Origin of the sequence: Ensifer sp. ENS02 (genome assembly GCF_014851885.1) — a bacterium.
GTDB classification, from domain to species: domain Bacteria; phylum Pseudomonadota; class Alphaproteobacteria; order Rhizobiales; family Rhizobiaceae; genus Ensifer; species Ensifer adhaerens.
This window is the reverse complement of sequence record NZ_JACVAO010000010.1, coordinates 23,748-39,744: the sequence shown is the minus strand read 5'-3', so window position 1 is coordinate 39,744 and position 15,997 is coordinate 23,748. Positions and strand designations below refer to the sequence as shown.

The following is a 15,997-nucleotide window of genomic DNA, read 5'->3' as shown; positions in this document are numbered from 1 at the left end:
TCATGCTATCTTCATTTGCTGTGCCGGTAGAACCGGAAGACAAGGAAAAGGAGCTCTTGGCACTGGCTCGTCTTGTCACCTATGCGCGCGACTCCGCCAAGACCCTCAACGTCGAAGGCGTGCAATACTGTCTCGAACTCGCGCTCGCATCGCTGCTCAAGGAGGCCGAGGACTGCGGCAGCCAGAGAGCGCATCTGACCAACGAGTTGCTGACGCGCCCGAGCCTCGGCCGCTGCTGAGTTCAACGCCGCTTTTGGGATTGCCGTCATCCCGCGATTGGTCCGCCTGCGCGGACCGGTGGCTTTGCGATTGAGCGATGACACGAAGATAGCCCCGTTTGGCCGAAGGCGAAGCGGGGTTTTGGTCGTTGTTAGACCTAGCGTCTGCCGCTCCCCGCGTTTCGCCGCAAGCGGATTTCGTCGCCGAACGATCGTTGCTCTCGCACGCATGAGACAGCTCAGGGAATCCGTAAAACAGACGGCCGGGACGGATATTCCCCGCAAACCAGTTCCGTTCGAAAGCCCGCTTCGCGCTTTCGTTGAAATTTAGTCCATAATTTCCATAGACAATATTGAGTGAGCGAGCCACCTCCGGTTAGGCTTCTCCCATCATGTGCGAACCGGCGCAGGGCCCTTATCGACTGGCCCACCGCCTGAACGACAAGGGAGACCAGCTTGAGCCAGACAAATCCAACCCTGCCCGTCCTTGACCTTTCGCGCTTTGCGGCGGGCCACCCCGAGCGGGCCGCAGCGCTCGACGAGTTGCGCAGCGTTGCCCGCTCGGTGGGCTTCTTTTATCTCGAGGGCCACGGGATCCCGCAGGACGAAATCGACGGCATTCTCTCGCTTTCGCGCCGCTTCTTCGCGCTGCCGGAGGACGACAAGCTGGCGATCGAGATGCGCAAGTCGCCGCACTTCCGCGGCTACAATCGCGCCGGCCTCGAATACACGCGCGGCACGCAGGACTGGCGCGAACAGGTCGACTTTGGTCCCGAGCGCCAGAGCCTCAATATCGCGTCCGGCGATGCGCCGTGGAAGCGGCTTGTCGGCCCGAACCAGTTTCCGGACGCCTTGCCGGAACTGAAGCCTGCGATCCTTGGCTATATCGAAGCCATCACCGGGCTCGGTATCCGGCTGATCGAGATTTTCTCCGAAGCGCTCGGGCAGAAGCCCGATGTCTTCGGGCCGATCTATCGCGATGGCCCCAACCAGTTGCTGAAGATCATCCGCTATCCCGGCCGCGACAAGACCGAAAGCGATCAGGGCGTCGGCGCCCACAAGGACGGCGGCTTCGTCACCATCCTGTTGCAGGACGTGGTCGGCGGACTGCAGGTCGACGACGGCAAGGGCGGCTGGATCGACGCACCGCCGAAGCGCGGCACCTTCGTCATCAATGTCGGCGAACTCCTGGAACTGGCATCGAACGGCTATCTGCTCGCCAACATCCACCGGGTGGTAACGCCGCCCGCTGGCGGCGATCGGCTCTCGGTCGCCTTCTTCCTCGGCGCCAATCTCGCTTCGACCATCCCGGTGCTCGATCTCCCGCCACAGCTTGCAGCCGAGGTCCGCGGCGTCACTCAGGATCCGCAGAACCCGCTCTTCCACGAGGTCGGCCGCAACGTGCTGAAATCCCGGCTGCGCTCGCACCCCGATGTCGCCGCCGCGCACCACGCAGACCTGCTGGAACAGCCAAAGGCGGCCGTGCCCGCCTGATCAACCGGACAGCGCCGATCAACCTGAGAGCCAAGGAGAAATGGCATGACGATCCATCAGAAGCCGGAAGAACCGGCAGTCGAGATCAAGACGCCGAACGGCCTGCGCGAAGCCGGCGGGCGGTTGCATCCCGAAACGCTGGCGCTCCACGGCGGCAGCTATCGCTTCGATCCGGCAAGCGGCGCCGTCGCCGTGCCGATCTACCAGACGACCTCCTATCAACTGCCCGGCACCGACGGCGCCGACAAGCTCTTTGCGCTGGAGGCGCCGGGGCATCTCTACACCCGCGTTTCCAACCCGACGCAAGACGCGTTTGAGCAGCGGCTGTCGGAGATCGAAGGGGGAGCAGCCGCGCTGGCACTTGCCTCCGGCCAGGCGGCATCGGCCTTCGCGCTCCTGAACCTTGCGCGCTCCGGCGACAACGTCGTCAGCGCCGCCGGCCTTTATGGCGGCACCTGGGCGCTGTTTGCCGCCACCCTGAAAAGTTTCGGCATCGAGGTTCGTTTCGTCGATGCGGCTGATCCCGAGGCGTTTGCCCGGGCGACCGACGACCGGACACGTGCCTATTATGCCGAGTCCCTGCCGAATCCGAAGCTCGAGGTCTTTCCGATCGCCGAGGTCGCCGAGATCGGCAAGCGCTTCGGCATTCCGCTGATCGTCGACAACACGGCGGCCCCGCTGACGATCCGGCCCTTCGACCACGGCGCTGCGGTAGTCGTCTATTCGACGACAAAATACATCGGCGGGCACGGTACCTCGATCGGCGGCGCGATCATCGACAGCGGCCAGTTTCCTTGGCACGAGCATGAGGCGCGCCATCCGAACCTGCACGAGCCTGACCCGAGCTACCAGGGCAAGACTTGGCTCGAAAAAGCGGCCGCGATCGCGTTTCATCCCTATATCCTGCGCGCCCGCGCGGTGCTGTTGCGCGACCTCGGCGCCGCGATCAGCCCGCTAAACGCATTCCAGTTCATCCAGGGTCTGGAAACGCTGCCGCTCCGGATCCGGCAGCACAACGAGAATGCCATCAAGGTGGCCGAGTTCCTCCGCACCCACCCGAAGGTGGCGCGGGTGATCTTCCCGAAGTTCCAGGATGGCGAGGCGAAGGCACGCGGCGGGAAATATCTGCTGAACGGCCACTATGGCGCGCTCGTGGGCTTCGAGCTGAAGGACGGTCGCGAGGCGGGCCGGCGTTTCATCGACGGGCTGAAACTGCTCTACCATGTCGCCAATATCGGCGACGCGCGCTCACTGGCCATTCATCCAGCCACGACGACGCACTCGCAGCTGTCGGAGATCGACCAGCTAAAGACCGGGGTGACGCCCGGCTATGTCAGGCTTTCGATCGGCATCGAACATTCGGACGACATCATCGCCGATCTTAGACAAGCGATCGACGCCGCCTGAGCGTAAGACGCTTTCGCATTTTCCGCGGGCTCGTCCACAGGGGCGAGCCCGCGGAGCCGTTTGCGGCTCAAAACACGTCTGTAGGCCTTTGTTTCGTTTCATGCGAAAAGAGCTTCTCGTCGCGCGTCAGCCGTCGCGGGGCATCGGGACACGCACAGGAGGAAAAGACTATGAGCAAGAATACCCAGGTCCTGCTTGCCGCGCGGCCATCCGAAAAACCGGTGCCGAGCGATTTCCGCGTCGTCGAAACGGCTATCCCGGAGCCGGCGGAAGGCGAGGTTCTCCTGAAGATCCTCTACCTTTCGCTCGACCCCTATATGCGCGGCCGCATGAATGCCGGCCGCTCCTATGCCAAGCCGGTGGAGATCGGTGCTGTCATGGAGGGCGGCACGGTCGCCCGCGTCCTCCGCTCGCGTCACCCGGATTTCAGCGACGGCGATTTCGTTCTTTCCCACTCCGGCTGGCAAAGCTATGCGCTGTCGCGTGGTACTGACTTGCGCAAGCTCGATCCGGCGGCCGCACCTCTTTCGACGGCACTCGGCATTCTCGGCATGCCCGGTTTCACCGCCTATGCGGGGCTGCTGACGATCGGCAAACCGCTGCCGGGCGAAACGGTCGTCGTGGCGGCTGCAAGCGGCGCCGTCGGCTCGGCGGTCGGGCAAATTGCCCGCATCAAGGGTGCGCGCGCAGTCGGGATCGCCGGCGGTGCGGACAAATGCGCCTTCGTTCGCGACACGCTCGGCTTCGACGCGGTGATCGATCATCGCGCGCCTGATTTCGCCGAACAGCTCGCCGCCGCCTGCCCCAAAGGCATCGACGTCTATTTCGAGAATGTCGGCGGTCATGTCTGGGATGCGGTGTTCCCGCTGTTGAACGACTTCGCTCGCGTGCCCGTCTGCGGCCTGATTGCGCACTACAACCAGCCCGCAGGCGCGCAAGCCGGGAGCGACCGGTTGCCCGGCGTCATGCGCGAAGTGCTCAGCCGGAGCCTGCTCATCCGGGGTTTCATCCAGCGCGAGTTTGCCGATCAGAGGCCGCTCTTCTATCAGGAGATGGCCGGCTGGATCAAAAGTGGCGAAGTCCGCTACCGCGAAGACATCGTCGACGGGCTCGAGAATGCGCCGGAAGCCTTCATCGGTCTGCTGGACGGCCGCAATTTCGGCAAGCTGGTGATCCGGGTCGCCGCCGAAAACTAAAAGGGGCTCGGGCCCGGCCTTACTGCTGGGCGAAGCCGGCCTTGGCGAGACCGTCATCGAGCAACGCGATCAGGTCCGGCGCGTAGCCGCGAGCGACCAGTTCCGTATCGTACGGCTGCGACGCGCGCGTTTCGTTCAAGCGCAATCCGTCCAAGGCGCTGGTCGCTTCCCGCGTCAGGCCGAGTTGGCCTGCCGCTGCCACGCGCAGGAGATTGACTGCCATGTCCGCCGGATTGGCAAGTTCGCGTGCGCGCCTCAGCGCTTCGCGGTAGCGGCCGCTGCGGTAGTCTTCCAGCGCCAGGGTCAGCGCGGCATCGTGGTGAAGATACTCGCTGCCGGCATCCGCCACACGGGCCAGATTCACCCCTTGCGAATAGGCGCCGCTGACGAAAAGCAGCAGGCCCAGCCGTGCCGGAATGGCGTCGTCGAGCGGATTGAGTGCCGCCGCGCGCCGACCGGAAATGAACGCCGCTTCCCTGTCGCCGGCTGCAAAGCGCGCTTGCATCTGGGCGACGTAGCTCTGGCTCGATTGCGGTGCCAGCGCAACGGCCTTGTCGGCGAGCTTCAGCGCACGCTCAGCCACCGTCGGCGCGGCGCTCGCTTCACCGGTTGCCACCAAAACCATCGCCAAGCTCGCCAAAACATCGGCGTCGGCGGCCTGGTAGGCGACGGATTTTTCAAGGCAGCCGTGGGCCGAAACCAGTCCCTCAGGGTCGATCCGCGCCAGTGCCACATCCGCCTGAAGCACGCAGCCGAAGCCGATCGACGGCGTCACCAGTTGCCGCGCAGCCTCCAGACTGACAATGACGCCCTCTTCGCCGGCAAGCGAAAGGGCCAGACGAGAAAGCAGCTTTTCCTGTATTTCCTGCGCATCGCCGCTGTCGAGCGCCACCTTCGAGCTGCCGGACCTCAATGCCTCGTTGCTTTGCACATCGATCACCTGCCAGGAGACCTCATGCCGGCGCTCGTCGGTGCTGTAGGCGATGGAAAGCCTGTACTCCTTGCTGCCCTGCAGCTTGACCGGCGGCGCGGACGAAACCCACCCGGTTATCGACGCCACGTCGACACCCGCGGGCGAGACCGGCGCAAGAGTGCGGACGGCGGAAAACTGCGAGAGTGCGTGGACCAGATAGTCTCCCGCCTTCTTCTGCACCTCGTCGTCAGCCCCGAGCCGCGTCGGCACGTCAACTACGATCGTCGGCTTGGCCGAGAAAACCGGCTGCCAGGGAAGGTGGTCGGCAACGGACACGTAGAAGGCCCCGGCCATGACCGCCACGCCGGCTCCAAGTGCCGCGAAGCCCGCAAGCGGGCGCCATTTGCGGGCAAGAACGGCAGGCGCAATCGCGAGCTCGATGGGCTGCTCAGCTGCCGCCTCAGCAACCGGCGTCGTGCTCTCGAGCACCCCTCTCAAAGGCTCACCGCTGATCACGAATTGCGGAACGTAATTGCCTTTCGGCAGCTCGATGCGAAGCTCCGCTCTTTCGCCGAGCGCCTCGTAATACTGCGCCAGGGCCGCGCGCAGGCGCGACGCTTCCACACGCACGATCGGATCGGTCGCAGGATCGAAGGAGGCGGGCCGTCCGAAGACGTCAATGGCGATCGTGTAGGCTTTCACCTGGCCCGAACGGCCAGCGAAAAACTCGTCAACCAGGTACCGCAACAGCTTGCGATGACGCTCGGTCGCGTGAAACTGGCTGTCGGCAAGAATGCGCTCAAGGGCGGCTCGCGCCTCGCATTCTGCAACGGCAATGCAGTTCGTATGACCCGCATTTCTGCTGGCTTCCATGATGCGCTCCCAACTGCCACAACCCCAAAGAGAGTGCAACGCGAGGCGAACTCTAGACGAGAGCTTCTGTGGCGGAAAGAAGAATATCGCACCGTCACAAAATATTTTCATCGAAGAATTGAATCATTTTAAGTTGGAACAGGAACGCCCGATCATTCCCATAGAATTCTTGTGGGGTTTTCGTCGCTCTGACAAGCTCAAGCGAGCTATTTGTTAATCACAACGGACTACGCTCACGTCCCCGTATCGGCGATACAGACGGAAATGACCTCTTCTTCGATCTCGCGACAGATCAATTCATACTCCGAGATCATCGAATGATCCAGAGGGGCGAGACGCCTTTGCCGGTCAAGCATAGAGCTCGCTTCCTCATAGGCTTCGCAGAGGCTTGCCAGGGACTGGTTCTTGGCACAGAGCAATTGCAACTGGCCGCGCAGAGCCGGCAGCCTGAGCATAAGCTTCAGTAGTCCCCGTTGAGAGGCTGCGCTGGGCATGGGTTACCATCCGTTTGAACGACAATCGATGCTCATGCCTTTGCATTCCCCAAGGTGTCAGCGACGACCAGACACCGTTGCGGGCGGGGGGCCGGCTCGCCGGTCGGTGCTTGTGGCCAATCCGACCCTCGCTTACCTCTCCCCTGAGCGAAAAGTGGCACGAACGCCGATTTTCGGAAGTACGTAACAGTAACATTGGTCCGGATTGCCGGCACCTTGGCAATCTTCGCCTCGAATCCCATGATTCGGGCCGTCAGCAGCCGCACAGGCGGCACACGCGATATCGCGATCGGTGTTGAGAGATGTTCCGCGGCGGGAAAGACGAGCAAGAGCACCATCGTCCGCGCGACGATAGTCGACCACGGCCCCGCGCTAAAGTCGCGCTTGGCACTCGGCCCTCGCCCCGACATCGATCGCTGAGGCGCACGGCGCCAGCCGTGCAGCCACCTATTTTTCGAAGGCGTAGATCTTGCGCCAGTCGTTCTTCATATCGACCAGAAGCCAGTTCCGCTGCTCGGCCTCGGTCATCGCCTTGTCCAGCTTGCCGACAGGGGATTGCCGATCATAGGCCCATTCGCGCTCCCCGTCCGTATGGTGAACGATCATGCCGAAACGCGGGCCGGACCCCGCCGTTACCCAACGCAGCATCTCATAGTCGCCATCGGAATTACCGGCAGCGAAGATCGGGCGGCGGCCGATAAAGGTGTTGATCCCGACCGGCTTGCCGGCACCGTCGTCGATGAAGTCGATCTTGGGCTCCCGCATCAGCACCGGCGCGTCGCCGTCGAGTTCGTACTTCGTCGTGATGCTGCTGCCGACCACCTGCTCGGGTGGGATCCCATACATCTGTTCGGTCATCGGCCGCATGAATTCGATGCCGCCGCCCGAGACGATATAGGTCTTGAAGCCGCTTGCCCTGAGATAATCGAGCAACTCGCGCATCGGCAGAAAGGTGATCTCGTTATAGGGGCGATCGAAGCGCGGATGCCGGGCGGTCGCGAACCAATCCGTGACCGTTTTCGTGAACGCGTCCGTCGTCATGCCGGCATGGGTCGCCATGACCAACTCGACGATGCCTTTTTCGCCGGCGGCGGCAACGCCTGCCATGTCCCCCTTCAGCAGCGATGCGAAAGGCTCCTTGTCCTTCCATTCGGGGTGCTCGGGCGCCATCGCCTTGACGCGGTCGATGGCGAACATGCCCTGGAAATAGTTCGGCTGCTCGGTCCACAGCGTGCCGTCATTGTCGAAGACGGCGATCCGCTCTGCCGGCGCCACGAAATCGGCGCTGCCCTCGCTGGTGACCCGTGTGACGAAATCGACGATCTCGTTTTTCGCCTCCCCATCGTTCCACGAGGGCAGAATGTCGGCCGGCGCATCGGCCGCCACAAGGGCAACAGGTGAGGCGAAGGCCGCAACGAACGCGAGCAGCAGGCCAGCGAGCCTTGCGCGAAGCCGCGGTTTGCAAGCCCTTTCGTCCATCACGAACCCCAAACGCATCGCTGTTGCCGTCATCATCCATCCTCCTGGCGGAACGGTTTTCAAGTCCTCCGGCCGGATCAGGGCCGCCGAATGCAACGGAACCCAATATGGGTCGTCGCCGCGTTTTCCTCGTGCGCGTGACGCGCCGCCGGACGATACCGACGGCAATAGTTAGGCGCGCAGAGATGGGATCCGCCCTTCACGACGCGACGGGCGATATGGATCGTCGGCTGCCGCGGATCGAAACTCGCTTCCCGGTCCCCGCCCCGCGGATTGGCGGGTATGCAGCAGCTCTTTTGCGCCGGCGCAGGGTGGCGGGTGGACCAGTAGTCGCTGGTCCATTCCCAGGTATTGCCGATCATGTCGTAGAGGCCGTAGCCATTGGCGGGAAAGCTCGCGACCGGCGAGGTCCGCTCGAAGCCGTCGGGCTTCAGGTTTTCCGTCGGAAACATGCCGTGCCAGGTGTTTGCCATGAAACGTCCCTCGGGCACCAGTTCGTCCCCCCAGGCAAATTCCGCGCCTTCGAGCCCGCCTTTCGCGGCGAACTCCCATTCGGCCTCCGTCGGCAGGTCCTTTCCCGCCCAGGCGGCATAGGCCTTGGCGTCGAGGTAGGAGACCTGCACCACCGGATGGTCGAGTTTGCCGCGGATGTTGCTCTGCCGCCCATAGGGCCGCCGCCAGTCGGCGCCGAACTTGAAGTTCCACCATTGCGAAGGACTGTTGCTGGTCACCCGCTTCGGCGGGTCGAAGATCACTGAACCCGCCCGCATCATTTCCGGAAGCGCGCCCGGATAGTCCTTCGGATCGGGCGTCTTCTCCGCCTCGGTCACGTAGCCGGTCGCCTCGACGAAGGCGGCGAACTGCCGGTTGGTAACGGGCGTGACGTCGATCCAGAAGCCGTCAACTTTCACCGGATGGGCCGGCGCTTCCTCCGGATAGTGCTTGTCCGAACCCATGAGAAAGGTCCCGCCCTCGATCCAGATTTGCTCGCGGGCGCTGATCGCCGCGGGCGTTTCGTCGACAAGGGGCATTTTCGGGGACATTTGCATGTGGCTCTGATCTCCCTTGGCACCGTCGGCTAGCACGCGCGCGGACGGTCTGCACACGTTAGCGCCAAATGCCCGCTGCCCAAAGTACGTAACCGTTACGCAATCGCCCAAAGCCCTCGGGGCGCAGGCCGCGTGCCACAAGAGGTATCCGCCATCGCCGCTCAGGCCTTCGTTACTGTTACGTTCTTTCCAATTGGCCTGATTTAACAATAAGCTCTCGCGAAAGTTCATGACGACTGATGTTGCCGGCGGGGCAAGGGAGCAGGACTTCATGGGTGCACGCGACGATATCCAGCAACTCGGCAAGCGCATCGGCGAAGCGATCATCGGCCAGGAGGGCATGATCGAGCGCTTGCTGCTGGGGCTGCTCAGCAACGGCCATCTGCTGGTCGAGGGCCTGCCCGGACTTGCGAAAACCCGAGCGATCAAGAGCATGGCCAAAAACCTCGATGCGGAGCTTTCGCGCATCCAGTTCACACCCGACCTCTTGCCCGCCGACATCACGGGGTCCGAGATCTATTTTTCCGAGGGCGGCAAGGGCGCGTTCCAGTTCCAGGAAGGGCCGATCTTCGCCAATCTCATCCTCGCCGACGAGGTGAACCGGGCGCCGGCCAAGGTGCAATCGGCGCTGCTCGAGGCGATGGAGGAACGCCAGGTCACGATCGGCGGCAAGAGCCATGTGCTGCCCGATCTGTTCCTGGTCATGGCGACCCAGAACCCGATCGAGCAGGAAGGCACCTATCCGCTTCCCGAAGCGCAACTGGACCGCTTCCTCATGCACATCCAGGTGGATTATCCGGACGCAGCCTCAGAGGCAGACATCATGCGGCTCGTGCGCTCGGAGGAACCCAACGCCAAGTCCAACAATCATGCGACGGAGAAGCTTGCCCAGGACGCGGTCTTTGCCGCACGCAAGGAAATATCGGCGATCACCGTTTCCGAAGCGATCGAGAACTACATCGTCGCGCTGGTGATGGCGACACGTTATCCCGACAAGGTCGACAAGGATCTGGCCAAGTGGCTTCAGGTCGGCGTGAGCCCACGCGGCGTCATCGGCCTCGATAAGGTTTCGCGGGCGCACGCCTGGCTGAACGGCCGCGATTTCGTCACGCCCGACGATGTGCAGGCGACCGTGCACGATGTCTTTCGCCATCGCCTGGTGCTCTCTTACGAAGCGCATGCCGGCGGCACCACCGCCAACCAGGTGATCGACCGCATCGTCGAGCTCGTCGCGGTCGCCTGAGGATGGAGGTTCGCCGATGGCCATATCCCTGCCGGCCCTCGCCCGCTCACGCGGCATCATAAAGCCCCGCACCGCCGACACCACCGGCGTCTACACCTCGGTGGACGCACTTGTCGGTCTCGAAGCGATGGCCCGCGACCTGACGTTCCTGCGCAAGGCGCCGGTGCGCCGCCTGCTTGCCGGCCGTCACGAATCACGCATGCGCGGCCGCGGACTTTCCTTCGAGGAACTACGCAACTACCTGCCCGGCGACGACATCCGCGCCATCGACTGGCGCGTGACGGCGCGCACCGGCAAGCCGGTCGTCCGCGTCTATGACGAAGAGAAGGACCGGCCGGCCCTCATTGTCGTCGACCAGCGCATCAACATGTTCTTCGGCAGCCGCCGCGCGATGAAGTCGGTCGCCGCGGCGGAAGTGGCAGCGCTCTCCGCCTGGCGCGTGCTGGCCCTTGGCGACCGTGTCGGCGGCTTCGTCTTCGGCGACGAGGAGGTGACCGAAACGCGCCCATACCGCAGCCGCGAAGCGGTGATCCGGCTCGCCGACAGCATCGTTCGCCACAATACCGCACTGCAGGCCGGTTCGCAGGCGCCGCATGGGGCCGAGCAGCTCGACGTCGTGCTGACGACCGTCGCCAACATCGCCCGGCACGATCACCTGATCATCGTCGTCAGCGACTTCGACGGCTACAGCCTCGAAACCCGCGACATGCTTTTGAAGCTTTCGGCCCACAACGATGTGATCTGCGTTCTGATCTACGATCCCTTCCTGCTCGAACTGCCGCGCAAGGGCGATATCGTCTTTAGCGGCGGGCTGCTTCAGGCCGAAGTGCAGTTCGGCCATGGCAATGTGCGCGAGGCGATCGACAGCTTTGCCCGCAAGCGCGGGCGAGCGCTGCGCGCCTGGCAGGAGGAGCTCGGCCTGCCCATGCTGCCGATCTCTGCGGCGGAAGAGGTGGCGCCGCAGCTGCGCACCATGCTCGGCCAACTCGCCAGCCGGCAGCGGAGGCGATGATGGCGACGGCGGCACCTCCGAAAGATCCGATGCTCGACACCGCCCTTCGGCAGCTCGCGGATATCGCCTTGCCGCAACCTGTCTCGATGATGCCCCAGACCCCGGCATGGGTGGTGCTCGGCTGCATTGTCCTCCTCATGGCGGCCTTTGCCTGCTGGCGCTGGTACCGGCGCTGGGAGGCCAACAGCTACCGCCGCGAAGCGCTCGCCGACCTCAGAAAGATAGAAGCCGGATTGACCGCCACCGGATCGCGTGGCGAGGCGCTCGTTGCCCTGCCTGTCCTTTTAAAGCGGACCGCGCTCTCGATCTGGCCACGCGAAGCCATTGCCGGCCTGCACGGCACCGGCTGGACAAAGTATCTCGACGCTCATTCCGGCGGCCCCGTCTTTCCGATCGCCTCTGCGCGTTTTTTCGAGGAAGCCGAGTATCGTGGCAGCCAGGCGCTCGCCGCGATTCCGGAGGCTGAGGCAAAGGCCTATATCGCGGCAGCGCGGCGCTGGATCGAGGCGCATCATGTACGTGCTTGACCACGCCTGGGCACTGATCCTTCTGCCGTTGCCCTTCCTTGTCTGGTGGCTGCTTCCGCCATACCGCGAGCAGTCGGCCGCCGTCAGGGTGCCGTTCTTCAAGGACATCACCGCGGCGGCCAATCTCGGTCCGACCGAAGGCTCCGTCGTTCCGAGAACCAATCTCGGCCAGAAGGTGATCGCACCCATCTGCTGGACGCTGATCGTGCTGGCGCTGGCGCGGCCGCAATATGTCGAGCCGCCGATCGAGAAGGTCGAACCGCAGCGCGACCTGATGTTGGCGATCGATCTGTCACAGTCGATGGACACGCGCGATTTTCGCGATCCTGCCGGCAACCTGCAGACCCGCGCCGAAGCGGTGCACGCGGTGGTCGCCGACTTCATCGACCGTCGGCCCAATGACCGGTTGGGCCTGATCGCCTTTGGCGATGCCCCCTATCCGCTGGTGCCGTTCACGCTCGACCACAAGACCGTCAAGCTGATGCTGGCCGACAGCCTGCCGGGCATGGCCGGTCCCCGCACCGCCGTCGGTGATGCGATCGGGCTGGCGATCAAGATGTTCGACGCCAGCACCGCGCCGGACAAGGTGATGATCCTCTTGACCGACGGCAACGACACCGCCAGCAAGATGCCGCCCGACAAGGCCGCCGGCATCGCCGCCGAGCGAAAGGTGGTGATCCACACGGTCGGCATCGGCGATCCCAATGCTCAAGGAGAACAGAAGCTCGACACGGCGGCACTCCAGCAGATCGCCGAAGCGACGAAGGGGCGCTACTTCTTCGGCCAGGATCAGGCCGGTCTGCAGAACATCTACCAATTGCTCGACCAGTTGACGCCGGCAAACCAGAAGACGCTCTCCTGGCGGCCGCGCATCGAGCTGTTCTACTATCCGCTGGGTGCGGCACTCCTGCTGGTGCTCGCCTATCACGCCGTCATGTGGCTCCTATCCTCGCTCGGCGACCGGCGTCAGCGCCGGGAGGCAGCGCCATGATCGCGGATTTTCACTTTCTGCGGCCGCTGTGGCTGCTGGCCCTCGCCGCCGTCCCGCTGCTGATCTACCTCGTTACCCGGCGCGGCGATGTCCGCTCGCAGTGGCAGGACATGATCGCACCGCATCTGCTCGATCACCTGCTGATCGACAAGGGCGGGAAACGGCGCTTCCAGCCGGTGCACGTCACCGCCGCACTGATCGCCGTTGCGGCGATCGCAGCCGCTGGCCCGACCTGGCAGCGTGAACGGCCGCCCTTCGTCGAGGACACCGCACCTCTGGCAATCGCCATCGACCTCAACCCGACGATGAACGCGACCGATGTTTCGCCGACGCGGCTCGAACGCGCCAAATTGAAGGTCCAGGACATTCTCGACAGGAGGAAAGGCTCGCGCACCGCGTTGTTCGCCTATGCCGGCTCCGCCCACATGGTGCTGCCGCTCAGCGACGATGCCGCGCTGGTCAAATCCTACCTCGCCGCGCTGTCGCCGCAGATCATGCCCGTTGAGGGTAAGGACACAGCCAAGGCCCTGCAGGAGGTCGAAAAAGCGCTCGCCAACGAAACGGTGCCTGGCACCATCCTGTTCATGACCGACGGCGTCGAGCGTTCCGCCTTCCCGGCCTTCGGTGGGTATCAGGGGCGCAACTCGCTGATGGTGCTCGGCATCGGCACGGCAGAAGGCGGTCCGGTCAAGACGGCGGACGGCGGGTTCCTGACCGACGCCACCGGCGCGCATGTCAGGGCGAAGCTCGATGTCGACGGCCTCAAGGCGCTGCAGTCCGCATCCAAGGCCGAGGTGGCGTCGATCACATCCGACGACGCCGACGTCAGCTGGATCATCAGGCGCATCCAGACGAATTTTGCAGCGAAGACGGCCGAAGGGCTGACGCGCTGGCACGATCTCGGCTGGTGGCTGACGATTCCGATTGCCGTCTTCGGCCTCTTCTGGTTCCGACGCGGCTGGACCATACGCTGGGCGGTCTATCTGCTCGCGGCCACTTCGCTCATGGGCAGCGAACGGGTGGAGGCGGCGGACAATCGCTTTATCGACCTCTGGCTCACTCCGGACCAGCAGGGCCGTCGCGCCTTCGAACAGGGCGATTTCCAGGGGGCCTCTGAAACGTTCGCGGATCCCGCCTGGCGCGGCGCAGCGCTCTACCGCGCCGGCCGTTTCCAGGATGCGATCGACGCCTTTGCCGAGAGCGATACGGCGGAAAGCTACTACAATCAGGGCAATGCCCTCCTGCACCTCGACAAGGCCGAGGAGGCGATCGCCGCCTACGAGCAGGCGCTAAAGCGCCGCCCCGACTGGACCGACGCCCAAAAGAACCTCGAGATCGCCAAAAAGCGCAAGGCCGACAAGGACAAGCAGGAACAGGACGCACAGCAGGAACAGGCGGGCATTGACCCGGACCAGGCCCAGTTCGACGACAAGGGCAAGAAGGGAACGGAAGCGACCGTTCAGGGCGGACCGCAGACGGCCGACATGTGGATGCGCAACATCCAGGTGTCGCCGGCCGACCTGCTGGCACGAAAATTTGCGATCGAAGCAAAGGAGGCGGCCCCGTGACAGCCCTCGCCGCCCTGCCGCGGCTGATCATCTGGCTCCTCGGCCTGTCGCTTTGGCTTGCAGGCACGGCCTTCGCCGCCGATCCCTTTGCCCGCGCGACGCTCACGACCAAGGCGCCGATTTATGCCGGCCAGCAGATCGAGGTCGACGTCGACGTCTTCGTGCCGAACTACTTCCTTTCGCCGCCGCAGTTTCCTCTGTTCGATCTTCCCGGCACTGTCGTCACCATGCCCGACGAACGCGGCATGAACCTCAACGAGACCGTCAACGGCGAGGCCTTCTCAGGCATCCGCAAATCCTACGCGATCAACCCACAGGCGGCAGGCGACTACGTGCTGCCGCCCGCCATCATTCCGTTCGGCTATGCCGCCGTACCCGGCCAGATGAGCAAGGGTCAGGTGACGTTGCCTTCGCTCAAGTTCACGGTCGAAGCCGTTCCGCAAGGCGCAGGTGGAGAGGCCGGCGTCACCGCCGGAGAAATCACCCTCACCCAGTCTTTCGACCGGGATCCCGCGGGGCTAAAGGCAGGCGATGCCCTGGTGCGGACCATCACCATCCGCGCCGCCGGCCTGGCGCCGATGATGATCCCCGAACCGACCTTCGACGCCCCGGCGGACGTGCAGCTTTACCGGCACGATCCGGTGCTTTCGGAGGAGCGCACGTCACGCGGGGATATCACGGCGGGACTGCGCAAGGACGTGGCAACCTACGTCTTTGCAAAGCCCGGCACCTACGCGCTTCCAGCGATCAGCCTGCCCTGGTTCGACCCGGCGAGCGGATCGATGCAGACGGCCGAGGCGAGCGGCGTGACCGTCAGCGTCAACGCTGCCCCAACGGCTGCGCCCGCACTCGCCCCGCCTGCGCCGCCGCCCGCTGAGGAACCTTTCGACTGGTTGTGGTGGCTCGGCGTCGCGGCATCGATCGCCGCTCTCGCGGCGCTTATCCAGTTGGCCGCCAATCTGTTCGGTCGCCTCGAAACCTGGCTGGAAACCGCGCTCGAGCAGAGGGCGCAATCCGAGGCCACGGCATTTCGCCACGTGCTCGACGCCTGTCGGGATCACGACCCCACGCGGCTGGAGACGGCGCTCGACCATTGGTCACGCCGGACTGGCAACACGCCGCTCTCGCGCTGGCTCGACAGCTTCGCCGACCCGGCGACGGCAGACGCTTTTGCCGATTATCGCCGCAGCCGCTATGGCAGCAGCAGCTCCCATCAGGGCGGGCCAGATCTCCTGCGGTTACGCAGCGGTCTGAACGTGGCGAGACAGCGCTGGCTGGCGGAAACCTCCGCCGATGGCGGCGGCCCGACATCGGACTTGCCCGATCTTAATCCCGGTCTGGAGGCCGCGCCGCCAAGGCGCTTCGGAGCCGTGGGCCGGACCTGATTTACCCGCCGTCGCCGACCTTCGTAACTGTTACGTACTTACCCGCGGACACCCGCCGGTAGAAGTTGAATCGGTAAATCCGAAACTTTGCCTGCATTCCGAGAGCGATTGCTTGCTGCCTCAGGGAGACATGAGATGAGTATCGATC

At 64.1% G+C, this 15,997-nt stretch carries 14 protein-coding genes; 10 read left to right on the top strand and 4 right to left on the bottom strand.

Features of this window, described 5'->3' with window-relative positions; genetic code table 11:
* Nucleotides 1-2 precede the first annotated feature (2 nt).
* The 4 genes from IB262_RS21715 (at nucleotide 3) to IB262_RS21700 (ending at nucleotide 4,315) form a co-directional block, all read left to right on the top strand.
* Complete coding sequence (locus IB262_RS21715; RefSeq protein ID WP_034799160.1) at nucleotides 3-239, top strand: hypothetical protein; 237 nt, start codon at nucleotides 3-5, stop codon at nucleotides 237-239.
* Between the two features lie 435 nt (nucleotides 240-674).
* Nucleotides 675-1,712, top strand: a complete 1,038-nt coding sequence (locus IB262_RS21710; RefSeq protein WP_113187015.1) for a 2-oxoglutarate and iron-dependent oxygenase domain-containing protein — start codon at nucleotides 675-677, stop codon at nucleotides 1,710-1,712.
* Nucleotides 1,713-1,757: 45 nt separating this feature from the next.
* The gene (locus IB262_RS21705) at nucleotides 1,758-3,119 is read left to right on the top strand and encodes a PLP-dependent transferase (protein ID WP_113187016.1); all 1,362 of its coding nucleotides are present in this window, start codon (nucleotides 1,758-1,760) and stop codon (nucleotides 3,117-3,119) included.
* Between the two features lie 170 nt (nucleotides 3,120-3,289).
* The gene (locus IB262_RS21700) at nucleotides 3,290-4,315 is read left to right on the top strand and encodes an NADP-dependent oxidoreductase (protein ID WP_034799157.1); all 1,026 of its coding nucleotides are present in this window, start codon (nucleotides 3,290-3,292) and stop codon (nucleotides 4,313-4,315) included.
* 19 nt (nucleotides 4,316-4,334) lie between these two features.
* On the opposite strand, the gene IB262_RS21695 is transcribed toward IB262_RS21700, so the two are convergent.
* The 4 genes from IB262_RS21695 to IB262_RS21680 form a co-directional block, all read right to left on the bottom strand.
* Nucleotides 4,335-6,101, bottom strand: coding sequence for a hypothetical protein (locus tag IB262_RS21695; RefSeq protein WP_060601583.1), 1,767 nt, complete (start codon nucleotides 6,099-6,101; stop codon nucleotides 4,335-4,337).
* Between the two features lie 233 nt (nucleotides 6,102-6,334).
* Nucleotides 6,335-6,595: a hypothetical protein gene (locus IB262_RS21690; RefSeq protein WP_034799152.1), complete on the bottom strand. Its 261-nt coding sequence runs from the start codon at nucleotides 6,593-6,595 to the stop codon at nucleotides 6,335-6,337.
* Between the two features lie 447 nt (nucleotides 6,596-7,042).
* The gene (locus tag IB262_RS21685) at nucleotides 7,043-8,110 is read right to left on the bottom strand and encodes an HAD family hydrolase (RefSeq protein WP_348272619.1); all 1,068 of its coding nucleotides are present in this window, start codon (nucleotides 8,108-8,110) and stop codon (nucleotides 7,043-7,045) included.
* A gap of 41 nt (nucleotides 8,111-8,151) precedes the next feature.
* Entirely contained in the window at nucleotides 8,152-9,117 is a 966-nt protein-coding gene (locus IB262_RS21680; protein WP_082573032.1) for a formylglycine-generating enzyme family protein, read from the bottom strand.
* 277 nt (nucleotides 9,118-9,394) lie between these two features.
* On the opposite strand from IB262_RS21680, the gene IB262_RS21675 reads away from it, so the two are divergent.
* From IB262_RS21675 to IB262_RS21650, 6 genes are read left to right on the top strand one after another with little or no spacing between them, the layout of a single operon-like run.
* On the top strand, nucleotides 9,395-10,366 hold the full coding sequence (locus tag IB262_RS21675; RefSeq protein WP_192493821.1) for a MoxR family ATPase: 972 nt from the start codon (nucleotides 9,395-9,397) through the stop codon (nucleotides 10,364-10,366).
* A 16-nt stretch (nucleotides 10,367-10,382) separates the two neighbouring features.
* Nucleotides 10,383-11,378: a DUF58 domain-containing protein gene (locus IB262_RS21670; protein WP_090296032.1), complete on the top strand. Its 996-nt coding sequence runs from the start codon at nucleotides 10,383-10,385 to the stop codon at nucleotides 11,376-11,378.
* Nucleotides 11,378-11,905, top strand: a complete 528-nt coding sequence (locus IB262_RS21665; RefSeq protein ID WP_244546746.1) for a DUF4381 domain-containing protein — start codon at nucleotides 11,378-11,380, stop codon at nucleotides 11,903-11,905. The genes IB262_RS21670 and IB262_RS21665 overlap by 1 nt, the downstream gene beginning before the upstream one ends.
* Nucleotides 11,892-12,896 carry a VWA domain-containing protein gene (locus IB262_RS21660; RefSeq protein WP_034799141.1) on the top strand — a complete coding sequence of 335 codons (1,005 nt, stop codon included), beginning with the start codon at nucleotides 11,892-11,894 and terminating at the stop codon, nucleotides 12,894-12,896. Before IB262_RS21665 ends, IB262_RS21660 begins: the two co-directional genes overlap by 14 nt.
* On the top strand, nucleotides 12,893-14,464 hold the full coding sequence (locus IB262_RS21655; protein WP_192493771.1) for a VWA domain-containing protein: 1,572 nt from the start codon (nucleotides 12,893-12,895) through the stop codon (nucleotides 14,462-14,464). Before IB262_RS21660 ends, IB262_RS21655 begins: the two co-directional genes overlap by 4 nt.
* Entirely contained in the window at nucleotides 14,461-15,849 is a 1,389-nt protein-coding gene (locus IB262_RS21650) for a hypothetical protein (protein WP_348646923.1), read from the top strand. The genes IB262_RS21655 and IB262_RS21650 overlap by 4 nt, the downstream gene beginning before the upstream one ends.
* Nucleotides 15,850-15,997: the final 148 nt, after the last annotated feature.

What these genes read in the sequence shown, in the direction of transcription:
- IB262_RS21685 (WP_348272619.1), bottom strand. Translation starts at nt 8,110, where the DNA reads ATGATGACGGCAACAGCGATGCGTTTGGGGTTCGTGATGGACGAAAGG.
- IB262_RS21680 (WP_082573032.1), bottom strand. Translation starts at nt 9,117, where the DNA reads ATGTCCCCGAAAATGCCCCTTGTCGACGAAACGCCCGCGGCGATCAGC.
- IB262_RS21690 (WP_034799152.1), bottom strand. Translation starts at nt 6,595, where the DNA reads ATGCCCAGCGCAGCCTCTCAACGGGGACTACTGAAGCTTATGCTCAGG.
- IB262_RS21665 (WP_244546746.1), top strand. Translation starts at nt 11,378, where the DNA reads ATGGCGACGGCGGCACCTCCGAAAGATCCGATGCTCGACACCGCCCTT.
- IB262_RS21700 (WP_034799157.1), top strand. Translation starts at nt 3,290, where the DNA reads ATGAGCAAGAATACCCAGGTCCTGCTTGCCGCGCGGCCATCCGAAAAA.
- IB262_RS21670 (WP_090296032.1), top strand. Translation starts at nt 10,383, where the DNA reads ATGGCCATATCCCTGCCGGCCCTCGCCCGCTCACGCGGCATCATAAAG.
- IB262_RS21675 (WP_192493821.1), top strand. Translation starts at nt 9,395, where the DNA reads ATGGGTGCACGCGACGATATCCAGCAACTCGGCAAGCGCATCGGCGAA.
- IB262_RS21655 (WP_192493771.1), top strand. Translation starts at nt 12,893, where the DNA reads ATGATCGCGGATTTTCACTTTCTGCGGCCGCTGTGGCTGCTGGCCCTC.
- IB262_RS21715 (WP_034799160.1), top strand. Translation starts at nt 3, where the DNA reads ATGCTATCTTCATTTGCTGTGCCGGTAGAACCGGAAGACAAGGAAAAG.
- IB262_RS21695 (WP_060601583.1), bottom strand. Translation starts at nt 6,101, where the DNA reads ATGGAAGCCAGCAGAAATGCGGGTCATACGAACTGCATTGCCGTTGCA.
- IB262_RS21705 (WP_113187016.1), top strand. Translation starts at nt 1,758, where the DNA reads ATGACGATCCATCAGAAGCCGGAAGAACCGGCAGTCGAGATCAAGACG.
- IB262_RS21660 (WP_034799141.1), top strand. Translation starts at nt 11,892, where the DNA reads ATGTACGTGCTTGACCACGCCTGGGCACTGATCCTTCTGCCGTTGCCC.